17 protein-coding genes are annotated in these 19020 nt (G+C 65.6%); 5 read left to right on the forward strand and 12 right to left on the reverse strand.

Annotated elements, in window-relative coordinates:
• Positions 1–47 precede the first annotated feature (47 nt).
• The 7 genes from LDJ84_RS26660 to LDJ84_RS26690 form a co-directional block, all read right to left on the reverse strand.
• A complete protein-coding gene (locus LDJ84_RS26660; protein ID WP_226045610.1) occupies positions 48–764 on the reverse strand; it encodes an ABC transporter ATP-binding protein in 717 nt (238 codons plus the stop codon).
• Entirely contained in the window at positions 761–1636 is an 876-nt protein-coding gene (locus LDJ84_RS26665) for an ABC transporter ATP-binding protein (RefSeq protein ID WP_024765989.1), read from the reverse strand. The genes LDJ84_RS26660 and LDJ84_RS26665 overlap by 4 nt, the downstream gene beginning before the upstream one ends.
• On the reverse strand, positions 1633–2934 hold the full coding sequence (gene livM, locus LDJ84_RS26670; protein WP_024765990.1) for a high-affinity branched-chain amino acid ABC transporter permease LivM: 1302 nt from the start codon (positions 2932–2934) through the stop codon (positions 1633–1635). The genes LDJ84_RS26665 and livM overlap by 4 nt, the downstream gene beginning before the upstream one ends.
• 5 nt (positions 2935–2939) lie before the next feature.
• Positions 2940–3854: an ABC transporter permease subunit gene (locus tag LDJ84_RS26675; protein WP_024765991.1), complete on the reverse strand. Its 915-nt coding sequence runs from the start codon at positions 3852–3854 to the stop codon at positions 2940–2942.
• Positions 3855–3989: 135 nt separating this feature from the next.
• Positions 3990–5126, reverse strand: coding sequence for a branched-chain amino acid ABC transporter substrate-binding protein (locus LDJ84_RS26680; protein ID WP_065085550.1), 1137 nt, complete (start codon positions 5124–5126; stop codon positions 3990–3992).
• Between the two features lie 420 nt (positions 5127–5546).
• Entirely contained in the window at positions 5547–6830 is a 1284-nt protein-coding gene (locus LDJ84_RS26685) for an NAD(P)/FAD-dependent oxidoreductase (RefSeq protein ID WP_024765993.1), read from the reverse strand.
• 86 nt (positions 6831–6916) lie between these two features.
• On the reverse strand, positions 6917–8407 hold the full coding sequence (locus tag LDJ84_RS26690; protein WP_024765994.1) for an aldehyde dehydrogenase family protein: 1491 nt from the start codon (positions 8405–8407) through the stop codon (positions 6917–6919).
• Positions 8408–8527: 120 nt separating this feature from the next.
• Here LDJ84_RS26690 and LDJ84_RS26695 point away from each other — a divergent pair, with 120 nt between their 5' ends.
• Complete coding sequence (locus tag LDJ84_RS26695) at positions 8528–9421, forward strand: LysR family transcriptional regulator (RefSeq protein WP_024765995.1); 894 nt, start codon at positions 8528–8530, stop codon at positions 9419–9421.
• Positions 9422–9456: 35 nt separating this feature from the next.
• On the opposite strand, the gene LDJ84_RS26700 is transcribed toward LDJ84_RS26695, so the two are convergent.
• The gene (locus LDJ84_RS26700) at positions 9457–10149 is read right to left on the reverse strand and encodes an NrtR DNA-binding winged helix domain-containing protein (RefSeq protein WP_024765996.1); all 693 of its coding nucleotides are present in this window, start codon (positions 10147–10149) and stop codon (positions 9457–9459) included.
• Between the two features lie 169 nt (positions 10150–10318).
• Between LDJ84_RS26700 and LDJ84_RS26705 the strand changes: the two genes are divergently transcribed.
• From LDJ84_RS26705 to nadE, 3 genes are read left to right on the forward strand one after another with little or no spacing between them, the layout of a single operon-like run.
• Complete coding sequence (locus tag LDJ84_RS26705; protein ID WP_024765997.1) at positions 10319–10966, forward strand: nicotinamidase; 648 nt, start codon at positions 10319–10321, stop codon at positions 10964–10966.
• A 2-nt stretch (positions 10967–10968) separates the two neighbouring features.
• Positions 10969–12168: a nicotinate phosphoribosyltransferase gene (gene pncB, locus LDJ84_RS26710; RefSeq protein ID WP_065085551.1), complete on the forward strand. Its 1200-nt coding sequence runs from the start codon at positions 10969–10971 to the stop codon at positions 12166–12168.
• Between the two features lie 31 nt (positions 12169–12199).
• Positions 12200–13027, forward strand: coding sequence for an ammonia-dependent NAD(+) synthetase (gene nadE, locus LDJ84_RS26715; RefSeq protein WP_065085552.1), 828 nt, complete (start codon positions 12200–12202; stop codon positions 13025–13027).
• Between the two features lie 45 nt (positions 13028–13072).
• Here the strand turns inward: nadE and trhA are convergent, their stop codons facing one another.
• Positions 13073–13699 (reverse strand): PAQR family membrane homeostasis protein TrhA, encoded by a 627-nt coding sequence (gene trhA, locus LDJ84_RS26720; protein ID WP_024766000.1) that lies wholly within the window; start codon positions 13697–13699, stop codon positions 13073–13075.
• Between the two features lie 124 nt (positions 13700–13823).
• Entirely contained in the window at positions 13824–14270 is a 447-nt protein-coding gene (gene azu / locus LDJ84_RS26725; RefSeq protein ID WP_024766001.1) for an azurin, read from the reverse strand.
• A 393-nt stretch (positions 14271–14663) separates the two neighbouring features.
• Here azu and LDJ84_RS26730 point away from each other — a divergent pair, with 393 nt between their 5' ends.
• Positions 14664–15251 (forward strand): TIGR00730 family Rossman fold protein, encoded by a 588-nt coding sequence (locus LDJ84_RS26730; RefSeq protein WP_024766002.1) that lies wholly within the window; start codon positions 14664–14666, stop codon positions 15249–15251.
• 7 nt (positions 15252–15258) lie between these two features.
• On the opposite strand, the gene LDJ84_RS26735 is transcribed toward LDJ84_RS26730, so the two are convergent.
• Both LDJ84_RS26735 and LDJ84_RS26740 read right to left on the reverse strand, forming a co-directional pair.
• Entirely contained in the window at positions 15259–15651 is a 393-nt protein-coding gene (locus LDJ84_RS26735) for a type IV pilin protein (protein WP_065085553.1), read from the reverse strand.
• 1 nt (position 15652) lies between these two features.
• Entirely contained in the window at positions 15653–19015 is a 3363-nt protein-coding gene (locus LDJ84_RS26740) for a PilC/PilY family type IV pilus protein (protein ID WP_141678474.1), read from the reverse strand.
• Between the last annotated feature and the right edge of the window lie 5 nt (positions 19016–19020).

A 19020-nucleotide genomic window follows, 5' to 3' on the forward strand; every position in this document is an offset into this window, starting at 1 on the left:
GGAATCGTAGGAGCGGACTCCGTCCGCTCCTACGAAAGGCGAAGGCGTCAGTGCCCGCCCAGATACGCGTTGCGAACCTGCTGGTTACCCAGCAGTTCCGCCCCTGTGCCGCTCAGGCGGATCTCGCCGTTGACCATCACGTAGCCGCGGTCGGACAGCTTCAGCGCGTGGTTGGCGTTCTGCTCCACGAGGAACAGTGTCATCCCGCTCTGCGCCAGTTCGCGCAAGGTCTGGAAGATCTGCTTGACCACGATGGGCGCCAGGCCCAGGGACGGTTCGTCGAGCAACAGCAGCTTGGGCCGGCTCATCAGCGCGCGGGCGATGGCGAGCATCTGCTGCTCGCCGCCGGACATGGTCATGGCGCGCTGGTTGCGCCGCTCCTTCAGGCGCGGGAAGAGGTCGAACATGCGCTGCATGTCGTCCTGGGCGTGGTCCATGCCGATGGGGATGGTGCCCATCAGCAGGTTCTCCTCCACGGTCATGTCGGGGAACACCCGGCGCCCTTCCGGCGACTGCGCGATGCCGTTGGAGGCCACGTAGTGCGCGGACTTCTGGCGGATGTCCTGGCCCTTGTAGAGGATCGCGCCGCCCGCCGCGCGCGGCTGGCCGAAGATCGACATCAGGAGCGTCGACTTGCCCGCGCCGTTGGCGCCGATCAGCGCCACGGTCTCTCCTTCGTTGACGGTCAGCGAGACTTTCTTCAGCGCCTGGATCGGCCCGTAGAACACATCGACCTCACGGAATTCCAACATCGGCGCCGTCATGCCAGCTCCTCTTCGTCTGCGCCGAGATAGGCGGCAATGACCTTGTCGTTGTGGCGAATCTCCTCCGGGCCGCCACGGGCGATGACCACGCCGTGGTCGAGCACGATGATATGGTCGGAGATGTTCATCACCATGCCCATGTCGTGCTCGATCAGCAGCACGGTGATGCCGTGGTGGTCGCGCAGGTAGCGCACGATGCGCGCCAGGGCCTGGGTTTCGGCCGGGTTGAGGCCGGCGGCCGGTTCGTCCAGGCAGATCAACTCGGGCCGGGTGCACATGGCGCGGGCAATCTCCAGGCGACGCTGCTGCCCGTAGGACATCTCGCCGGCCAGGCGGTTGGCGCAGTCCACCAGGTCCACCACTTCCAGCCAGTAGAAGGCGTGGTCCAGCGCTTCGCTTTCCGCGCGGCGGTAGCCGGGGGTGTTGAGCACGCCGGCGATGAGGTTGCGGTTGACGAACATGTGCTGGGCCACCAGCAGGTTCTCCACCACCGACATCTCGCGGAACAGCCGGATGTTCTGGAAGGTCCGCGCGAGCCCCGCGCGGTTCACCAGGTGGGTGCCGCCGAACATCTTGTAGTAGAGGCGGTTGCCGAACTGCGCCGGGTTGACGAAGTCGCCGCCCTGGAACGGCTGGCCGAGCACCTTGATGACGTCGGTGGTGCCGCCCTGGGTGTTGAGCAGGATATTGCCGCCGGTGGCCTTGTAGAAGCCGGTGAGACAGTTGAACACCGTGGTCTTGCCGGCGCCGTTGGGGCCGATCAGCGCGGTGATGGAGCCGCGTTCCACGTCGAGGTTGACGTCGTTGAGCGCCTTGATGCCACCGAAGTGCATCATCAGGTGCTCGACGCTGAGGATCTTGTCGCCGCTCATGGCGCCACCCCCTTGCGTACGGCGAAGCCCGAGCGGCTGATGCGGATCAGCCCGCGCGGGCGCCAGATCATCATCAGCACCATGAGGATGCCGAACAGCAGCACGCGGTAGTCAGCGAAGCTGCGCAGCAGTTCTGGCGCGACGGTGAGGACGAAGGCGGCGATCACCACGCCCACCGTCGACCCCATGCCGCCCAGCACCACGATGGCGAGGATCAGCGCCGACTCGAAGAAGGTGAAGGACGACGGGTTGACGAAGCCCTGGTAGCTGGCGAAGAACACGCCCGCCAACCCTGCGGTGGAGGCACCCAGCATGAACGCCGAGAGCTTCACCAGCACGTGGTTCAGGCCCATGGCGCGGCAGGCGATCTCGTCCTCGCGCAGCGCTTCCCAGGCACGGCCCACCGGCATGCGAGTCAGCCGGTGCTTGATGTAGAGCACCAGCATGACGACCAGGAACAGCACGATGTAGATGAACAGGAACTTGAAGTTCTGGTTGTAATCGATGCCGAGGAACTCGTGGATCGGCGTGCCGCCGTCCTTCGCCCGGCGGCCGAATTCGAGGCCGAAGAAGGTCGGTGCCGGCACCGGCATGCCGTTCGGGCCACCAGTGAACGACAGCCAGTTGTTGAGGATCAGGCGAATGATCTCGCCGAAGCCCAGGGTCACGATGGCCAGGTAGTCACCGTGCATTCGCAGTACCGGAAAGCCCAGCAGCGCCCCCGCCAGCGCGGCAACGATGGCAGCCAGCGGCAGCACCGTCCAGAAGCCCAGGCCCAGATACTGGTAGCCCAGCGCCAGGCCGTAGGCGCCGATGGCGTAGAAGGCCACGTAGCCGAGGTCGAGCAGGCCGGCGAGGCCGACCACGATGTTCAGGCCCAGGCCCAGCAACACGTAGATCAACCCGAGGATGATCACCGTGAGCAGGTACTTGCTGGCGAAGAACGGGAAGATCACCGCGGCCACGATGACGATCGGGACTATCCAGCGCAGGCGCGTCTTGTAGCCCGGCGGCAGTACGCTGATGCCCGAGTCGGAGCTCTCGAAGCGGTCCATGATGCGCAGGCCGGCGGGCGTCTGCAGGAACAGGCTGAGCAGCAGGCGACCGAGCATCACCGCGCCGATCATCCAGGCCAGGCGAACCGGTTCGACCTTGAAGCTGTAGCCATCGAGCACGATGCCGACGATGGGGCCGAACACGATCAGGGCGATCAGCCCGGCGAGAACGGTGTCGACAAGGCTCTTCCTGATATCGATGCGCGCCGGCTTCGGCGCGGCTGAGGTCTGGGTTGCGGACATCATGCTTACACCTTCGATACCTGGGGACGACCCAGGAGCCCTTGCGGTCGGAAGATCAGGATGGTCACCAGCAGGCCGAAGGCGAACACATCCTTGAAGTCGGTGTTCACCATGCCGGAGAACTGCGCCTCGGCCACGCCCAGGATCAGGCCGCCAAGCATGGCGCCGGGTAGCGAGCCGATGCCGCCGAGCACCGCGGCGGTGAACGCCTTGATGCCGATGATGAAGCCGGCGTAGAAGTCGAAGGTGCCGTAGTTCATGGTGATCAGCACGCCGGCCAGCGCGGCCATGGCGGCGCCGATGATGAACACGTAGGAGATCACCCGGTCGGTGTTGATCCCCAGGATCGAGGCCATCTTGCGGTCCTGCTGGGTGGCGCGGCACATGCGCCCGAGCTTGGTGTACTGGATCACGTAAGTCAGCACGCCCATGCCGACGAAGGCGGCGATGAGGATGAACACCTTGGTGTAGGTCAGCTGCACGAAGCCTTCGCCGATATGGAACTTGAAGGCGCCGTCGAGCAGGGTCGGCACGCCTTGCTGGCGCGGCCCCTGGGCCAGCTGCACGTAGTTCTGCAGGATCAGCGACATGCCGATGGCGGAGATCAGCGGCGCCAGGCGCGTGGAGTTGCGCAGCGGCTTGTAGGCGATGCGCTCGATCACCCAGCCGTACACGCCGGTGACGAAGATGGTGAAGACCAGGGTGCCCAGGATCAGCAGCGGGAACGACTGCAGGCCGAAGAAGGCCAGCAGCGCCAGGGCCACTGCCGAGAGATAGGCGGAGATCATGTAGACCTCGCCGTGGGCGAAGTTGATCATGCCGATGATGCCGTAAACCATCGTGTAGCCGATGGCGATCAGCCCGTAGACCGACCCCAGGGTCAGCCCGTTGATCATTTGCTGAAGGAAGATACCGTCCACGATTGGGTACTCGCGCAAGCAGGGCAGGAAAGGCTGACGGCTCGCGCAATCACCGGCTCGTGACCAGCTGCGCGCGTACCGCCGACCTGCGGGGAAGCCGGCGCCGCGGGTAGCGGCGCCGGCCGGGTCAGGCGGTTACTTCTTGAACGCGTCGAGCTGGTGGTACTTGCCCTTGTCGTCCCACTCGTAGACCACGTAGTCGGAGACTTTCAGGTCGCCTTTCTTGTCCCACTCCTTCTTGCCCATCACGGTCTGCACCGGATTAGCCTTCAGCCAGGCGCTCGCCTTGGCCGGGTCGGTCTTGCCCGCGCCATTGAAGGCGGCGGCCAGGGCCTGTACCGAAGAGTAGGCATAGAGGGTGTAGCCTTCGGGCTCGAAGCCGTTGGCGCGGAATTTCTCCACCACGGCCTTGCCGTCCGGAATCAGGCGCGGGTCGGCGCCGAAGGTCATCAGCACACCCTTGACGTATTGCGGGCCGCCAGCGGTGGTGACCAGTTCGTCGGTGACGATACCGTCGTCGGACATGAACTTGGCAGTCAGGCCCTGCTCGCGCATCTGACGAACCAGCGGGCCGGCTTCCGGGTGCAGGCCGCCGAAATAGACGACCTCTGCGCCCGAGGCGCGGATCTTGGTGACCAGGGCGTTGAAGTCCTTTTCGCCGCGGGTCAGGCCTTCATAAAGCACTTCCTTCACGCCGCGCTTGTTCAGCTGGGCACGGGTAGCGTCCGCCAGGCCCTGGCCGTAGGTGTCCTTGTCGTGGATCACCGCGACTTTCTTGGCCTTGAGCACGTCAACGATGTAGTCGCCGGCGACCACGCCCTGCTGGTCGTCACGGCCGCACATGCGGAACATGCCGGAAAGACCGCGCTCGGTGACCTGCGGGTTGGTGGAGCCAGGGGTGATGGCGATGATGCCGGCCTCGTCGTAGACCTCCGAGGCGGGGATGGTGGAGGAGGAGCAGAAGTGGCCGACCACGGCGACTGCCTTGTCCTGGTCCACCAGGCGGTTGGCCACGGCCACGGCCTGTTTCGGCTCGCAGGCGTCGTCCGCCTTCACCAGCTTGATCTTCTCGCCATTGATACCGCCGGCGGCGTTGATGTCTTCCGCGGCCTGGCTAGCCCCACGCCAGTACTGCTCCCCGAACGAGGCGTTGGCCCCGGTGTGCGGTCCTGCGACCCCGATAACGACATCGGCCTGTACTACGGAAGACATGCCCAGCGCGGTGATGACCGCCAGAGCCAGAAAACCTTTTCTGTAAATCTTCTGCGACATGGAGTTTTGCTCCTGAGGGTTTTTGTAATGGCGCGTTGTATTTCTTGTTGGCGATTTCTCGTGCAGCGATTCAGCGACTTAGCGATCAATCAACAGCAAGCGGCGTGCCATTCGTTTTTGTTATTAACCAAGTCCTACAGCGAAAACAGCTCGAGCTGGCAGATATCAAGCCCTAGACACGTGCAACCCATTGAAAGCATAAGGTGCAACCAGGCAGCCGAAAGGGTGCAACCAGCCTTCCCGTGAGCTGTCCTTTTCCAGCCACCACAGGCGCAACCCCAACCGTAACCATCGCTGTCACCGAACTGCACATCCGCGGTGCAGACCCGTCGGGGTAACGCACCATAAGAGGCTAGACCAAAGTGCAGCGAGCGTTGGCGGGCTACCCCGGAGGCGGCTTGCGCCGCCTTCGCGGCAGGCTCAGATCACCACCCGCAGGCATTGCCCGGCGTGGTAAAGGGAGAAGCCGGCCTCGTACAGACAGCTGCGCAGGCCCACGGCGGAGATTTCCTCCATCGGCCGCAGCGGCATCGGCAAGGCGCTGGCATCCCCGTCCAGCAGGAAGTCGGCGAAGGCCTTGCCCACCACCGTGCCGGTGGTGACGCCGCGGCCGTTGTAGCCGCTCATGGCGACCAGCCCCGGCGCCGGCTCGAACAGGCGCATGAGGTGGTCGGGGGTGAAGTCGATGCAGCCGGTCCAGGTGAACTCCCAGTCCACCTTGCCCAGCCTGGGGAAGTAATGCTGCTGGATGCGATCCGCCCAGCTCTTCAGGAACCACGCCGGTTTGCCGGTGCCCTTGCCGAGGCTGCCGAGCAACAGGCGGCCATCGGCATCGCGGCGGATGCTGCTGAGCACCTGGCGGGTATCCCAGGAGCCCTGCCCGCCCGGCAGGATGCGCGCGGCTTCCGCGCCCTCCAGCGGACGCGAGGCAACCTGGTAGTAGTAACCGGGGAAGAAGGTGCGGCGCAGTTCTGTCCACTCACCTTCGGTGTAGGCGCTGGAGGCGATCACCACCTGCTCGGCGGTGACCACGCCCCCGGCAGTGATCACGTTCCACGCGTTACCGACGCGCACCAGGCCAACCACCGGGGAATGGTGGTACAGCTCACCGCCCAGCCCAACGACCGCACGGGCGAGGCCGCTGACGTAGGCCATGGGGTTGAGCGTACCGGCGCGGCGATCGAGCAGCGCGCCGGCGATCTTGTCGGTGCCGCAGGCCTGTTCGCATTCGCTGCCGGTGAGCAGTTCCACCGGAGCGCCACGGCGCCCCCACTGCTCGCAGCGGCTACGCAGGTCGGCCAGGCCACGGGCGTTGTGCGCCATATGCAGGGTGCCTTCGCGGCGCGCCTGGCAATCGATGCCGTACTTGTCGATCAAAGAGAACACCAGCGAGGGCGCGTTGCCGAGCATGCGGTTGACTCGCTGGCCGACCTCCGCCCCCATGCCCGCTTCGATTTCGTCCGGGGGAATCCACAGGCCGGCGTTGACCAGCCCGACGTTGCGCCCCGAGCCGCCATGCCCGGTGGTGTGGGCTTCCAGCACACAGACCGTCTGGTCGCGCTCCAGCAGATGCAGCGCGGCGGAGAGGCCGGTGAAGCCCGCGCCGATGACACACACGTCGACCTTGCGATCCCCGCGCAGCTCCGGAGCTTCCGGGCGGTCGGGGGTCAGGTATTCCCACAGACATTCTTGGCGAAGCGACATCCAGCGATCCTTATCGGTGAATCTTGTGAATGGCAGGCGAAGCGTGGTGCAGCGCCGGCCCTCTGACGGGGCCGGCGCGTTGGTCATCAATCGAAGACTATGCCCTGGGCCAACGGCAGTTCCCGCGAGTAGTTCACGGTGTTGGTCTGCCGGCGCATATAGCCCTTCCAGGCGTCGGAGCCGGACTCGCGGCCGCCGCCGGTTTCCTTCTCGCCACCGAAGGCGCCGCCGATCTCCGCGCCGCTGGGGCCGATGTTGACGTTGGCGATGCCGCAGTCGCTGCCCACCGCCGAGATGAAGGCTTCCGCCTCGCGCAGGTCGGTGGTGAAGATGCAGGACGACAGCCCCTGGGGCACGCCGTTGTTCAGCGCCACTGCATCGTTGAAGTCCTTGTAGGGCACCACGTAGAGGATCGGCGCAAAGGTCTCACTGCGCACCACATCGCTCTGCTCGGGCATCTCGACGATGGCCGGCGCCACGTAATAGGCGTTGGGGAATTTATCGGCCAGTTGGCGCTCGCCGCCGAACACCACGCCGCCCTCGCCGCGCGCCTGCTCCAGCGCGCCCTGCATGGCCAGGAAGCTGCGCTCGTCGATCAGCGGGCCGACCAGGTTGCCTTCCAGCGGATGGCCGATGCGCACCTTGGAGTAGGCCGTCTTCAGGCGGCTGACGAATTCGTCCTTCACCGACTCGTGGGCGATCAGCCGACGCAGCGTGGTGCAGCGCTGCCCGGCCGTGCCGACGGCGCTGAACAGCACGGCGCGCACGGCCATGTCGAGGTCGGCGCTGGGCGCCAGGATCATCGCGTTGTTGCCGCCCAGTTCGAGAATGCTGCGGCCGAAGCGAGCCGCTACGCGCGGGCCGACTTCGCTACCCATGCGGGTACTGCCGGTGGCGCTGATCAGAGCGACGCGCACGTCGTCCACCAGGGCTTCACCGGCGCTGCGATCGCCGATCACCACCTGGCTCAGATACTCCGGCGCATCACCGAACTTCTTCAGCGCGCGCTCGAACAGCGCCTGGCAGGCCAACGCGGTGAGCGGGGTTTTCTCCGACGGCTTCCACACCACCGAGTTGCCGCACACCAGCGCCAGCGCGGTATTCCACGACCACACGGCGACCGGGAAGTTGAAGGCGCTGATGACCCCGACCACGCCCAGCGGATGCCAGGTTTCGCGCATGTGGTGGCCAGGGCGCTCGGAGGCGATGGTCAGGCCGTAGAGCTGGCGCGACAGGCCGACGGCGAAGTCGCAGATGTCGATCATTTCCTGCACTTCGCCCAGGCCTTCCTGGGTGATCTTGCCGGCCTCCCAGGACACCAGTTCGCCCAAGGCGGCCTTGCTTGCCCGCAACTCCTCGCCGAACAGCCGCACCAGTTCGCCGCGACGAGGCGCCGGCACCTTGCGCCAGGCGTCGAAAGCATGGGCGGCGCGGCCGATCTTCTGCTCCACCTCGGCGGCGCTTTGCAGGCGCACCGCGCCCAGGCGGCTGCCGTCGATGGGAGAGTGGATGACCTGATCGCCACCGGTAACCAGGCGGGCGTCGACGCCGAGGGATTCGAGCAGTGCGGAAATCATGCGGACTCCAGTTCTTTTCAGATGACCTGACGGAATGCCAGCAGTAATAAACGGCTTGCCGAGGCACAACAAACGACGTTTCCTATGCACATCATTCCGTAAATTCATGAACTGCCCGCCATGCTGAGCAAACGCCATCTGCCGTCCATGACCGCCCTGCAATGCTTCGAAGCGGTGGCTCGGCACCTGAGTTTCACCCGTGCTTCCGAAGAGCTGAACCTGACCCAGAGCGCGGTCAGCAAGCAGGTGGCTCAGCTGGAAGAGATGCTCCAGCACCTGCTGTTCCGTCGCGTGCGACGCCGCCTGCAATTAACTCCGGCGGGAGACCTGTACCTGGTGGAAGTGCGCAAGATCCTCACCCAGGTGGAGATGTCCACCCACTACCTGCTCTCCTATGGCGGCGAGACTGAAGTACTGCGCGTGGCCACACCACCGACCTTCGGCGCACGCTGGCTGATCCCGCGGCTGAACGGTTGGCGTCATCGCCACCCGAACATCCACCTCGACCTGCGCCAGGAGCTGGAGCCCGGGGACCTGCTGCAATCGCGCTGCGACATCGCCTTCTTCTTCGGCGCCGGCACCCTGCCCGGCGCGGAGTGCATGGCGCTGTTCGGCGAAGAGATGGTGCCGGTGTGCTCACCAACGATCCTGCCGGCACAGCCGCTGAGCGAGCCGACGCAATTGGCCGACCTTGTCCTGCTGCAGAACGCCACGCGCCAGGAGGCCTGGCACGAGTGGTTCCTCAGCCTCGGCCAGCACAGCGAGCACAGCTACCACGGGCCGCGCTTCGACACGTTCTACATGTGCATCCGCGCCGCCCAGGCCGGTTGCGGCGTGGCGCTGCTGCCGCGCTTCCTGGTGGAAGAGGAACTGAGCGAGGGCAAGCTGGTGATCGCCTGGGAGCACGGGCTGCAAAGTCGCAGCGGGTATTACCTGGCGTACCCCGAACATGCAGCGGCGGTGCCCAAGATCAGGGCGTTCGTGGAGTGGATTGGGGAGCGGATGGAGGGGTGAGGGGGCCGCAAGGCTCAGGACTGTCCGGAGCCGCCCTAAACCAACAAACTCCGATCAAACATGAACGCCCCCTCCCCCTGCGGCGTGAAGCGCAATACATGCTGCGGTCGCCCCATGGGTGGCTGGTGACGTTCACCGGTGTCTTGTACCCAGCCCGCCGCTTTCATCCGCTCCAACCGCCCGCGCAGGCTGGAATGCTGGATTTCCTCGCCAATGGAAAGCTCGAAGGCCTTCAGCGCCTCCGCCACGGTGAAGCGCTCCGGCAACAGGTGCAGCGGCAACGCGCTGTACACCGACTTGCTGGCCAGCCGCTCACAGGCCTGCTGCACCAGATGGGCATGGTCGAAGGGCAAGGCCAGGCGCTCGCCGCGCACGGCGTCGAGCGGCACGAAGTCGAGATCGTCGGCGGCCAGTTCGGTCTCCGGCGCCACCAGCACGAGATAGAACACGCTCAGTGACCAGCCGCGCGGGTCGCGCACTGCGTTGCCGACCGTGGCCACCTGCTCCATGTACGCCGGCTGCACCCGCGCCTTCTCGCGCAACGCGCGCAGAGCCGCATCGTCCAGGCCGTGATCCGCGCAGCGGCCGTTGATCAGCACGCCGGGCAACGCCCACTGCCCCTCGAACGGCCCGTGGGCGCGACGGATCAGCAGCAGTTCCAGCCCGCGCTCCGGGTTCAGGCGCAGCGCCACGATATCCACGGTGGCCAGCACTTCAGCGGTACTCATCGAAGCTCCTTGAAAAGGTTTTCGCCGGGGAAAATCCTGCGACTTATTTCATCACGCATAGAAAGCATCTTCCACTGCCGATCATTTCCGTTATTTTTACTTGACGACTTATTTCACGTCGTGAATTATGTGGTCACGACAGGCCACCAACGGTCAAGCGGAGGCTTCCATGAACCTGATCGCCAGCTTCGATGTAGATGCCCAGAAGGGCTTCACCCCGCTCTGCCCCAACGAACTGCCGGTGCCCGGCGGCGATGCCATCGGCGGCGCCCTGAACCTTCTGGCCCAGCGCGCCAGCCTGCGCCTGGGCAGCAAGGACGCGCACACTGCGCAAGCGCCCTGGGTAGTGAGCGAGCCGGCACAGATGCTGCAGCCGCTCTCCCTGCCCAACGCCGACCTCACCTGGGTCAGCCACTGTGTGCCGGGCACGCCGGGCTTCGAACTGCTGGACGAACTGCCCCAACCGATGGACTACGACTTCTTCATCTGGAAAGGCGTCGAGCCGGATCTGCACCCCTACGGTGCGTGCTACCACGACCTGGCGGAACGGCGCAGTACCGGAGCCATCGAGTACCTGCGGCAGAACGGGGTCAGCCACGTACTGGTGGGCGGCCTGGCGCTGGACTACTGCGTGAAGACCACCGCACTGCAACTGCGCCGCGCCGGCTTCCAGGTGCTGCTGTATCTGCCGGCCTGCCGCGCCATCGCGGAGGAAACCGCCAGGGCCGCCTGCGCCGAGATGCGCGCCGCCGGGGTCATCCTCTGCGCGGACGAGAACGAGCTGGACGAGGCCCTCATGGGCATCAGGGAGAATTGATCATGGCCGAAAGCGTGTTTGCCGAGAGCATCGTGCAGAACCTGCTGGACACCGACTTCTACAAGCTGACGATGATGCAGGCGGTGCTGCACAACTACCCCAACGCCGAAGTGGAGTGGGAATTCCGTTGCCGCAACGCCGAGGACCTGCGCCCGTACCTGGCGGAAATCCGCTACCAGATCGAGCGCCTGGCCGAGCTGGAGGCTACGCCGGACCAGTTGGCCTTTCTCGAACGCATCCCGTTCATCAAGCCGGACTTCATCCGCTTCCTCAGCCTGTTCCGCTTCAACCTGCGCTACGTGCACACCAGCATCGAGGACGACCAACTGGCCATCCGCCTGCGCGGGCCGTGGCTGCATGTGATCCTCTTCGAAGTGCCGCTGCTGGCCATCGTCAGCGAAGTGCGCAACCGCTATCGCTACCGCGAGGTAGTGCTGGAGCAGGTCGGCGAGCAGCTCTACCGCAAGCTCGACTGGCTTGCCGGCAATGCCAGCAAAGAGGAGCTGAAGGAGTTCCAGGTGGCGGACTTCGGTACCCGCCGGCGCTTTTCCTACCGCACCCAGGAAGAAGTCGTACACATCTTGAAGCGCGACTTCCCTGGCCGCTTCGTCGGCACCAGCAACGTCCACCTGGCCCGCGAGTTCGACGTGAAACCGATCGGCACCATGGCCCACGAATGGCTGATGGCACACCAACAGCTCGGCCCACGGCTGATCGACAGCCAGATCGCCGCGCTGGACTGCTGGGTGCGCGAGTACCGCGGTCAATTGGGCATCGCGCTCACCGACTGCATTACCATGGACGCCTTCCTCAACGACTTCGACCTGTACTTCGCCAAGCTCTTCGACGGCCTGCGCCATGACTCCGGCGACCCGCTGGTCTGGGCCGAGAAAGCCATCGCCCATTACCGCCGGCTAGGGATCGACCCGATGACCAAGACCCTGGTGTTCTCCGACGGTCTCGACCTGCCCAAGGCGTTGCAGCTCTTCCGTGCATTGCGTGGCAAGATCAACACCAGCTTCGGTATCGGCACCAACCTGACCTGCGACATCCCCGGGGTGGAACCGATGAACATCGTGCTCAAGATGACGGCCTGCAACGGCCACCCCGTGGCGAAGATTTCCGACACACCCGGCAAGACCCAATGCCGCGACGAGAATTTCGTCGCCTACCTGCGCCACGTGTTCAAGGTGCCGGTGTAACCCTTTTCGCATCCGACCAGGAGCCCATCAGATGAAAGACAGACAGGCCGCCATCGCCAGAGAACTCAACGTGCAGCCGCCCTTCCAGTCCGACGCCGAGCTGCAGGCCGAGATCCAGCGCCGCATTCGTTTCATCCAGGACTGCCTGAAGGGTTCGGGGATGAAGACCCTGGTGCTGGGCATCAGTGGCGGCGTCGACTCGCTCACCGCCGGCATGCTCTGCCAGCGCGCCGTGGAAGGCCTGCGCACCGAGACCGGCAACCAGGACTATCGCTTCCTCGCCGTGCGCCTGCCCTACAACGTCCAGGGTGACGAACAGGACGCCCAGGACTCGGTGGACTGCATCGCCCCGGACGAGCGCCACACCGTGAACATCGGCCCGTCGGTCCAGGCGCTGGCGTCGGAAACCCAGGCGCTGGAAGGCCTGGCGCCGGCCACCCGCGATTTCGCCCTGGGCAACACCAAGGCGCGGATTCGCATGGTCGCCCAGTACACCATCGCCAATGCCCGCGCCGGCCTGGTGGTCGGCACCGACCACGCCGCCGAGGCAGTGATGGGCTTCTTCACCAAGTTCGGCGACGGCGCCTGCGACCTCGCCCCGCTCACCGGCCTGGTGAAGAACCAGGTGCGCAGCATCGCCCGCAGCCTGGGCGCGCCGGAGCATCTGGTGGAGAAGGTGCCGACTGCGGACCTCGAAGACCTCGCCCCCGGCAAGCCGGACGAGCATTCCCACGGTGTGACCTACAAGGAAATCGACGCTTTCCTGCACGGCCAGGAGGTCAGCCAGGAAGCCTTCGACATCATCGTCCGCACCTTCGAGAAGACCCATCACAAGCGCGCCCTGCCGACCGCCCCGTAAGCCGTCGGCAACCAGCGGCGCGGGAGCGGTCCTGCGCCGCCCGGCTCAATGCTGGGGAATGACGTAGCGCCAGATGGCGATGAAGTGCAGCAGGCTGCCGGCGATCACGAACAGGTGCCAGATGCCGTGCCAGTGGCGGAAGCGGCTGTCATAGGCAAAGAAGATGATGCCGATGGTGTAGAAGGCCCCGCCGCCCACCAGCCAGGCGAAACCCGCGCCGCCCAGGGCGCGGTACAGCGGCCCGACCGCGATCAGCACGATCCAGCCCATCACCGCGTAGATGATGATCGACAGCACCCGCGCCTCGGAGCGCGGCTTGATCTCCTGCAGCATGCCGATCACCGCCATCGACCAGACGATGCCGAACAGCGTCCAGCCCCAGGGCCCCTTCAGCGTCACCAGGCAGAAGGGCGTATAGCTCCCCGCGATGAGCAGATAGATCGACAGGTGGTCGAGCTTGCGCAGGATCACCTTCGCCCGCCCGCGCACGCTGTGGTACAGCGTGGAGATGCTGTAGAGCAGAAGCAGCGTCGTTCCATAGATCGCCACGCTGACGATGCGCAGCGGCTCGCCCAGCAGGCTGGTGGCGACCAGCAGCCAGATGCCGCCCACCAGCGCCAGCAAGGCACCGATCAGGTGGGTCCAGGCGTTGAAGCGTTCACCGTGGTACATGGGTCCCCCATTCAAATTCCAGCAACCGACACCCTGACTTCGTTTTTTGAACTAAAAAGCGTGAAATAAAAAGCCCGACCAATAGTCGGGCTTTTCGAATCACAGGCTTTTTAGCAAAGCCGGATCACTTCAGGGTGAGGGTGCCCTTCATCATGGCCGAGTGGCCCGGGAAGGAGCAGAAGAAGGTGTACTGCTCGCCTTCCTTGAGCTTGGAAACGTCGAAGCTCACCGAATCCTTCTCGCCGGAGCCAATGATCTTGGTGTGGGCGATGACGCGAGTGTCGCCGTCTTTCACGTAGTTCTTGTCCAGACCAGCGGCCATACCGTCGGTCACCACGCCCTGCATGTCGCCGGCGGTGGTCAGTACCCAGTTATGGCCCATGACGTTCTTCGGCAGGCTGCCCGGGTGGGACAGGTTCACGGTGAAGGTCTTGCAGCTCTTGTCGACGCTGATGGCGTTGGTGCTGAACTGCATCTGGTCGTTGCCCTGGATGTCCACGGAGCATTCGGCGGCCAGCAGCGGGGCACTGAACAGGCCAAGCAGGGATACAGCGGCGAGTTTACGGAACATGACATGCCTCCTAGGCAGGTTGGGCGGAGAATCCTGAAGGGGAAGACTGCCCGAAGGCGATCCGGGTTCCCCTGATCTGCATCAATGGCCATCGGCCACGAGCCAAGCTTCAAACTGTCTATCAGGTCGATCGGCAGGATCAACGAGGCAGAACAGCGCACCCCGCCTAGCATAGACGCCATCCCCCGGCCCAACAGGAGTTAGCGCCATGCACCGTCTTCCGATGTTACAAAGCCAGTTGCTGCGAAACCTGCTCGCCTGCTACGCACTCGGCACCTGCGGCGGGGGCGGCCGACGAGCTGAAATGGACTAGGAAAATTCGGACTTGGTCGCACTCGAGGCTGCCGCTACCCTGACGGCCTGCAAAACGAGGCAGCCAATCGAGGAAGTTCCATGACCTTGCGTTCCATCTGCGTATTCTGCGGCGCCAGCCCCGGCGCCACCCCGATCTACCAGGAAGCCGCCGAAGCCCTCGGCCGTCACCTCGCCGAGAACGGCATCCAGCTGGTCTATGGCGGGGGGGCCGTGGGCCTGATGGGCATGGTCGCCAATGCCGCGCTGGCCGCCGGCGGCGAAGTCATCGGCATCATCCCGCAGAGCCTGAAGGACGCCGAAGTCGGCCACAGCGGCCTGACGCGCCTGGAAGTGGTCGACGGCATGCACGCGCGCAAGGCCCGCATGGCGGAGCTGAGCGACGCTTTCATCGCCCTGCCCGGTGGCCTGGGCACCCTGGAAGAGCTGTTCGAAGTCTGGACCTGGGGCCAGCTCGGCTACCATGCAAAGCCCCTGGGCCTGCTGGAGGTGAACGGCTTCTTCGACCCGCTGCTGGCGTTCCTCGACCACCTGGTGCAGGAGCGCTTCGTGCGCCAGCCCCATCGCGACATGCTGCAGCGCGCCGCCTCGCCCGCTGAACTGGTCGATGCCCTGGCCGCGTGGAAGCCCCTGGCGGCGCCCAAGTGGGTGGATCGCACGCCGACTTGACGCACCGCTACCAGCAGCGCTCCGAGGCCGCGCCACGGAGCCCGCTGCTGGCCAGCGTGAGTGTTCCGCAATCATCGCCCGCCATGCTGCCCTGAGGTTCGGCCATCAGCGTGAAGCTCGCGGACTCCGGCTCGTCGGCGAAGCCCAGGCGATAGCGCGCCGGCCCGTTTCGTGGTGAATGCTGATACGGCAGGGCCGCACCCACGTAGCTGCCATGGCTGGTGTGATAGCGCTCCAGGTACTGCGCCAATTCCACCAGGGATTTTTGTGCATCCACCCGGTGAGCCCGGCGAATATAGTCCTGGTAGGTCGGTACCGCGATGGCCAGCAGGATGCCGATCAGCGCTACTGTCGTGAGCATTTCCGGCAGCGTGAAACCGCGACGCACGGCAGACTTCATCTCAGCGCAGCTCCTGCCAGGCCTTGCGCCCGCTGTCGCCCGGCCAGTCGAGATCACGCGAGCGGGGGCGACCGCCTTCATCCAGCGTCGTGAGCCGCACACCGCTTTCCCCCTCCCCCGGCCGCACCAGCAGACCGCCGGGCCGCCCGAACACCACATTGCCTGCCGCGGACACCACAGGGAGTGCCGTACCCGGATCGCCGCCACTGGCAATATCCAGCGCGACGGAGCCGTAGCGCAGCGGATCGTCACACGGGTCGTCCCCAGGTGTCATGAGATTGAACAGCACGAAGCGATCCGCACGCAGCTGCGCGCGTTCGATGACACGGGTGCCGTCGGCGGGCAGGTCCAGATACCAGCCACGGCTGCCGTCGCCTGGCGAATCGGCGGACCGCGCCAGCGACTCCACGTCGAGGCCTTGCGCCGATAGCCGGGTACGCCCGACCGTCGCGGTACCGTCGTCGAGAACGCCATACAGGCTTTCGACCTTCTCAGGCTCGGCGGGCAGGTTGTCGCCCACGCGGTAATACCGCCCGGTGCCGAACATCACTCGCACCGCACCACTGCCATCTCGCGCCGCGACCACGGGCGCAGAAATCACCTGTGCCACTCCCTTTGCGTCAACGGCCTTGAACAGGGCCCCTCCGGCCAGGGACGCGGGAATGGCCGAATCCTGGCCGTCATCGCCTGCGAGATCCACTCGCCAGAGGTTGCCGCGACTATCCCCGAGGTACAGACGGTCAGCCGTGACATCGCCCGTGCTGCTGATCGCCGTCACCGGCCCCAGGTCTCCTGCGCCGGGCAGCCTGACGCGCTTGAGCGGACGACCGTCCGCTGCATCGAGCAGCCACAGTTCGCCATCCTTGCCCTGCGGGTCACGGGCGCCGGAGGACAGCGCCACCACGAACCTTCCCGACGCCAACGCCAGCAAGGCCGGGCGGCCCAGGCTGTAGCCGAGCTCCGGGTGGCTGAACTCCCACAGCACGCTGCCTGGCTGCATACGCTGCGGATCGCTGATATCCAGGGCGAAGACGCTGTTGCCTCCCGCTCCTGGAGTGCCTACCAGCAAGGTGCGCCAGCGCCCTTCGATCCAGGCATTCCCAATGCTCGGCGAGCCATCGACGAAGTAGCGGTGCACGTAGCCCGGAGCGGCCAGTTCGCGCAGATGGGCGAAGACCGCCGCCGGCACATAGGCAAACAGCTCACGCCCATCGCGTGCATCGAAACCATGCAGCATGCCGTCATTCGCACCAACCACCACCAGAGGCGCACGCTGCCGGTAGGTCGCGCTGTCGAGGAAGTCTCGGTAGGCGCTGCCCAGGCTCAGCCCGTTGGCGAGCGGCTGGGGCAGCGCGGCGTATGGCTGCGGATCATGCCAGGAGTATGCCGGGCGCGAATGGACGATGTCGCCCAGCCGACTGCCGCGCTGCCGGTATGGTCGGGGGCTTGCCGCCGAGTCGCGCTCCTCCAGCCTGGAACCACGCAGGTAGTCGACCAGGCGCTCACCGTCGTTGCCTTCGGCGGCCAGCGCCTCACGCTGTCGATCGTCCAGCGCAGACCAGGCGAAGGCGAGTCCCTGCCGCGCAATACCGGAACCGTCCGGCGTGCGTACAGTGAAGATATTTCTCCCGCCCAATCGCGCCTCGTCCAGCTCATCCAATCGTTGCGCCGCCGACCAGACAGGCTTCGCGGAACTCCCCTGCCAAAGCAGCAGGTCACCGCTCCACCTCGCTGGGTTCAATGTCGTGCTGAATACCTCGTCGGAACGCCCGCCCGCGATGAACTGGCTGAACGCTCCCGCGCCGCTCTCGGCAGTGCGTGCGAACGCCCGTTGCAGCTCATCACGCCAGCGCGCCGGCTCCGTGGCGTCCAGCAGGTTGTCCGGGCGCACGGCAAGGGAGATCGCTGCATCGTGCCACCAGGCCGCCGGCAGCGGCGCATCCCGCGCATCGCTGTAGCCCTTGGGCACGAAGAAGCCGCCATATTTCGTCGCCAGCCAGAGGGCGCTGCCCTGGCCTGCCGACTCGAGGGGCAGCCAGTAGGTGGAAAGCGTCTGTCGCCCTGGAAGGTCCGGGCGGAGATCGCGGGTGTGCGCATCGTAGGCGAGGCCGGCGAAGTCCAGGGTCGCGTCGTCGGCACCTACCCCCTCCATGGCGGCCACGCGGCGACCGGCCTGGGCCATATCCACGGCCAGGTCCTTCCCCGCGAGGCGAGGCAGGCTCTCGCCAATTCGCGCCTCCCCCGCACCACCCAGCCCGAGAACGCTGTTGCGCTGGCAGGCATGGCTGATCGGGTCGCCCCAGGGCGCGACGGCAGGGAAAACACGGACGGCGCCAGCATCGGCCGGCGCCGCAAGGCTGCCCTGGTTTCTCAGGTAGCGGGTCGCCGCATGCAACGACTCGCCCAGGTCATCCCCGCGGCGCAACTGCGCCTCGTCGAAGCGGTTGAGGTAGTCGATTACGCCGCTGCGGCCGGACGCATCCCGGTCCGGGTTGGCGAGAAATATGCCGCTGCGTGCCGACCATTCCGCTTGCGGATTATCCGCGCCGTCGCCCAGTTGCGGGCCGATGAACTTGTGTCGGGCACGCAGCACGACGTCGCTATCAGCCCGGCCAAGCACGCTGACCTGCAGCCGGCTGGCGTACTGCTGCAATAGACCTTCGGGCTTGGACTGGCCGCCATAGCGGTGGCAGTTGCGCTCGAGCAGCCCAGCCACACAGACCTGTACCCGAACGGGTAGGCGATAGGTTTCCGTGGCCTGCACAACCGTCCCGGCGAGGTAATCCTGCGGCTCACCGGCAAACGCCGGGCTGCGGCTGAACAGGAGGCTGCGATCCTGCCCGGCGATGCGGAACGACAAGGACAGCCCGGAAAACGGCGTGGCTCCGCCCGCGAGCGCCGTGGATAAATGGCGGTCCGGGAAGCTGCCGTCAGCTTCCGTATTGCGCGCCTTCTGCAGCACTGTTGTACCGGCGGTATCGATGTAACGGTCCCCGCCGGTCAGCGCGGAGCGCACGACATCGAGGCGCTGCGCCGTTGCCCAGTTGAGGAAGTTGCCGCTCCAGGCGCCAGAGCAGAGATGTTCCTGCGCCGCCCGCAGGGGCTGGAAGTACTGCTGCGCAGGCTCCTGGCCATAACACTTCGCAGGATCGAAATAGCCGACGTACGTCCGCTCGGGAATGTAGGTATCCCCCGAGTGGGCAGCCGCCGCAACGGACGAGTGAGCCGTCGATGGCAGCAACACGAGATTGCCCGGAGCGCCGCCACCAACCTGTAACGGCACCTGGCTGATCGGCGTGGCGCTTGCCAGCCCGTGCAACCCTGCCACGAGCGCCAGCGACGCGTATTTCCCTCCTCGTGCCACCACCG

The organism is Pseudomonas sp. HS-18 (genome assembly GCF_020401845.1).
Lineage (GTDB): Bacteria > Pseudomonadota > Gammaproteobacteria > Pseudomonadales > Pseudomonadaceae > Pseudomonas > Pseudomonas nitroreducens.

What these genes read in the sequence shown, in the direction of transcription:
- LDJ84_RS26680 (WP_065085550.1), bottom strand. Translation starts at nt 5,126, where the DNA reads ATGTCGCAGAAGATTTACAGAAAAGGTTTTCTGGCTCTGGCGGTCATC.
- LDJ84_RS26735 (WP_065085553.1), bottom strand. Translation starts at nt 15,651, where the DNA reads ATGAAGTCTGCCGTGCGTCGCGGTTTCACGCTGCCGGAAATGCTCACG.
- trhA (WP_024766000.1), bottom strand. Translation starts at nt 13,699, where the DNA reads ATGTACCACGGTGAACGCTTCAACGCCTGGACCCACCTGATCGGTGCC.
- LDJ84_RS26700 (WP_024765996.1), bottom strand. Translation starts at nt 10,149, where the DNA reads ATGAGTACCGCTGAAGTGCTGGCCACCGTGGATATCGTGGCGCTGCGC.
- LDJ84_RS26705 (WP_024765997.1), top strand. Translation starts at nt 10,319, where the DNA reads ATGAACCTGATCGCCAGCTTCGATGTAGATGCCCAGAAGGGCTTCACC.
- nadE (WP_065085552.1), top strand. Translation starts at nt 12,200, where the DNA reads ATGAAAGACAGACAGGCCGCCATCGCCAGAGAACTCAACGTGCAGCCG.
- LDJ84_RS26690 (WP_024765994.1), bottom strand. Translation starts at nt 8,407, where the DNA reads ATGATTTCCGCACTGCTCGAATCCCTCGGCGTCGACGCCCGCCTGGTT.
- LDJ84_RS26695 (WP_024765995.1), top strand. Translation starts at nt 8,528, where the DNA reads ATGCTGAGCAAACGCCATCTGCCGTCCATGACCGCCCTGCAATGCTTC.
- LDJ84_RS26660 (WP_226045610.1), bottom strand. Translation starts at nt 764, where the DNA reads ATGACGGCGCCGATGTTGGAATTCCGTGAGGTCGATGTGTTCTACGGG.
- azu (WP_024766001.1), bottom strand. Translation starts at nt 14,270, where the DNA reads ATGTTCCGTAAACTCGCCGCTGTATCCCTGCTTGGCCTGTTCAGTGCC.
- LDJ84_RS26685 (WP_024765993.1), bottom strand. Translation starts at nt 6,830, where the DNA reads ATGTCGCTTCGCCAAGAATGTCTGTGGGAATACCTGACCCCCGACCGC.
- LDJ84_RS26665 (WP_024765989.1), bottom strand. Translation starts at nt 1,636, where the DNA reads ATGAGCGGCGACAAGATCCTCAGCGTCGAGCACCTGATGATGCACTTC.
- pncB (WP_065085551.1), top strand. Translation starts at nt 10,969, where the DNA reads ATGGCCGAAAGCGTGTTTGCCGAGAGCATCGTGCAGAACCTGCTGGAC.
- livM (WP_024765990.1), bottom strand. Translation starts at nt 2,934, where the DNA reads ATGTCCGCAACCCAGACCTCAGCCGCGCCGAAGCCGGCGCGCATCGAT.
- LDJ84_RS26730 (WP_024766002.1), top strand. Translation starts at nt 14,664, where the DNA reads ATGACCTTGCGTTCCATCTGCGTATTCTGCGGCGCCAGCCCCGGCGCC.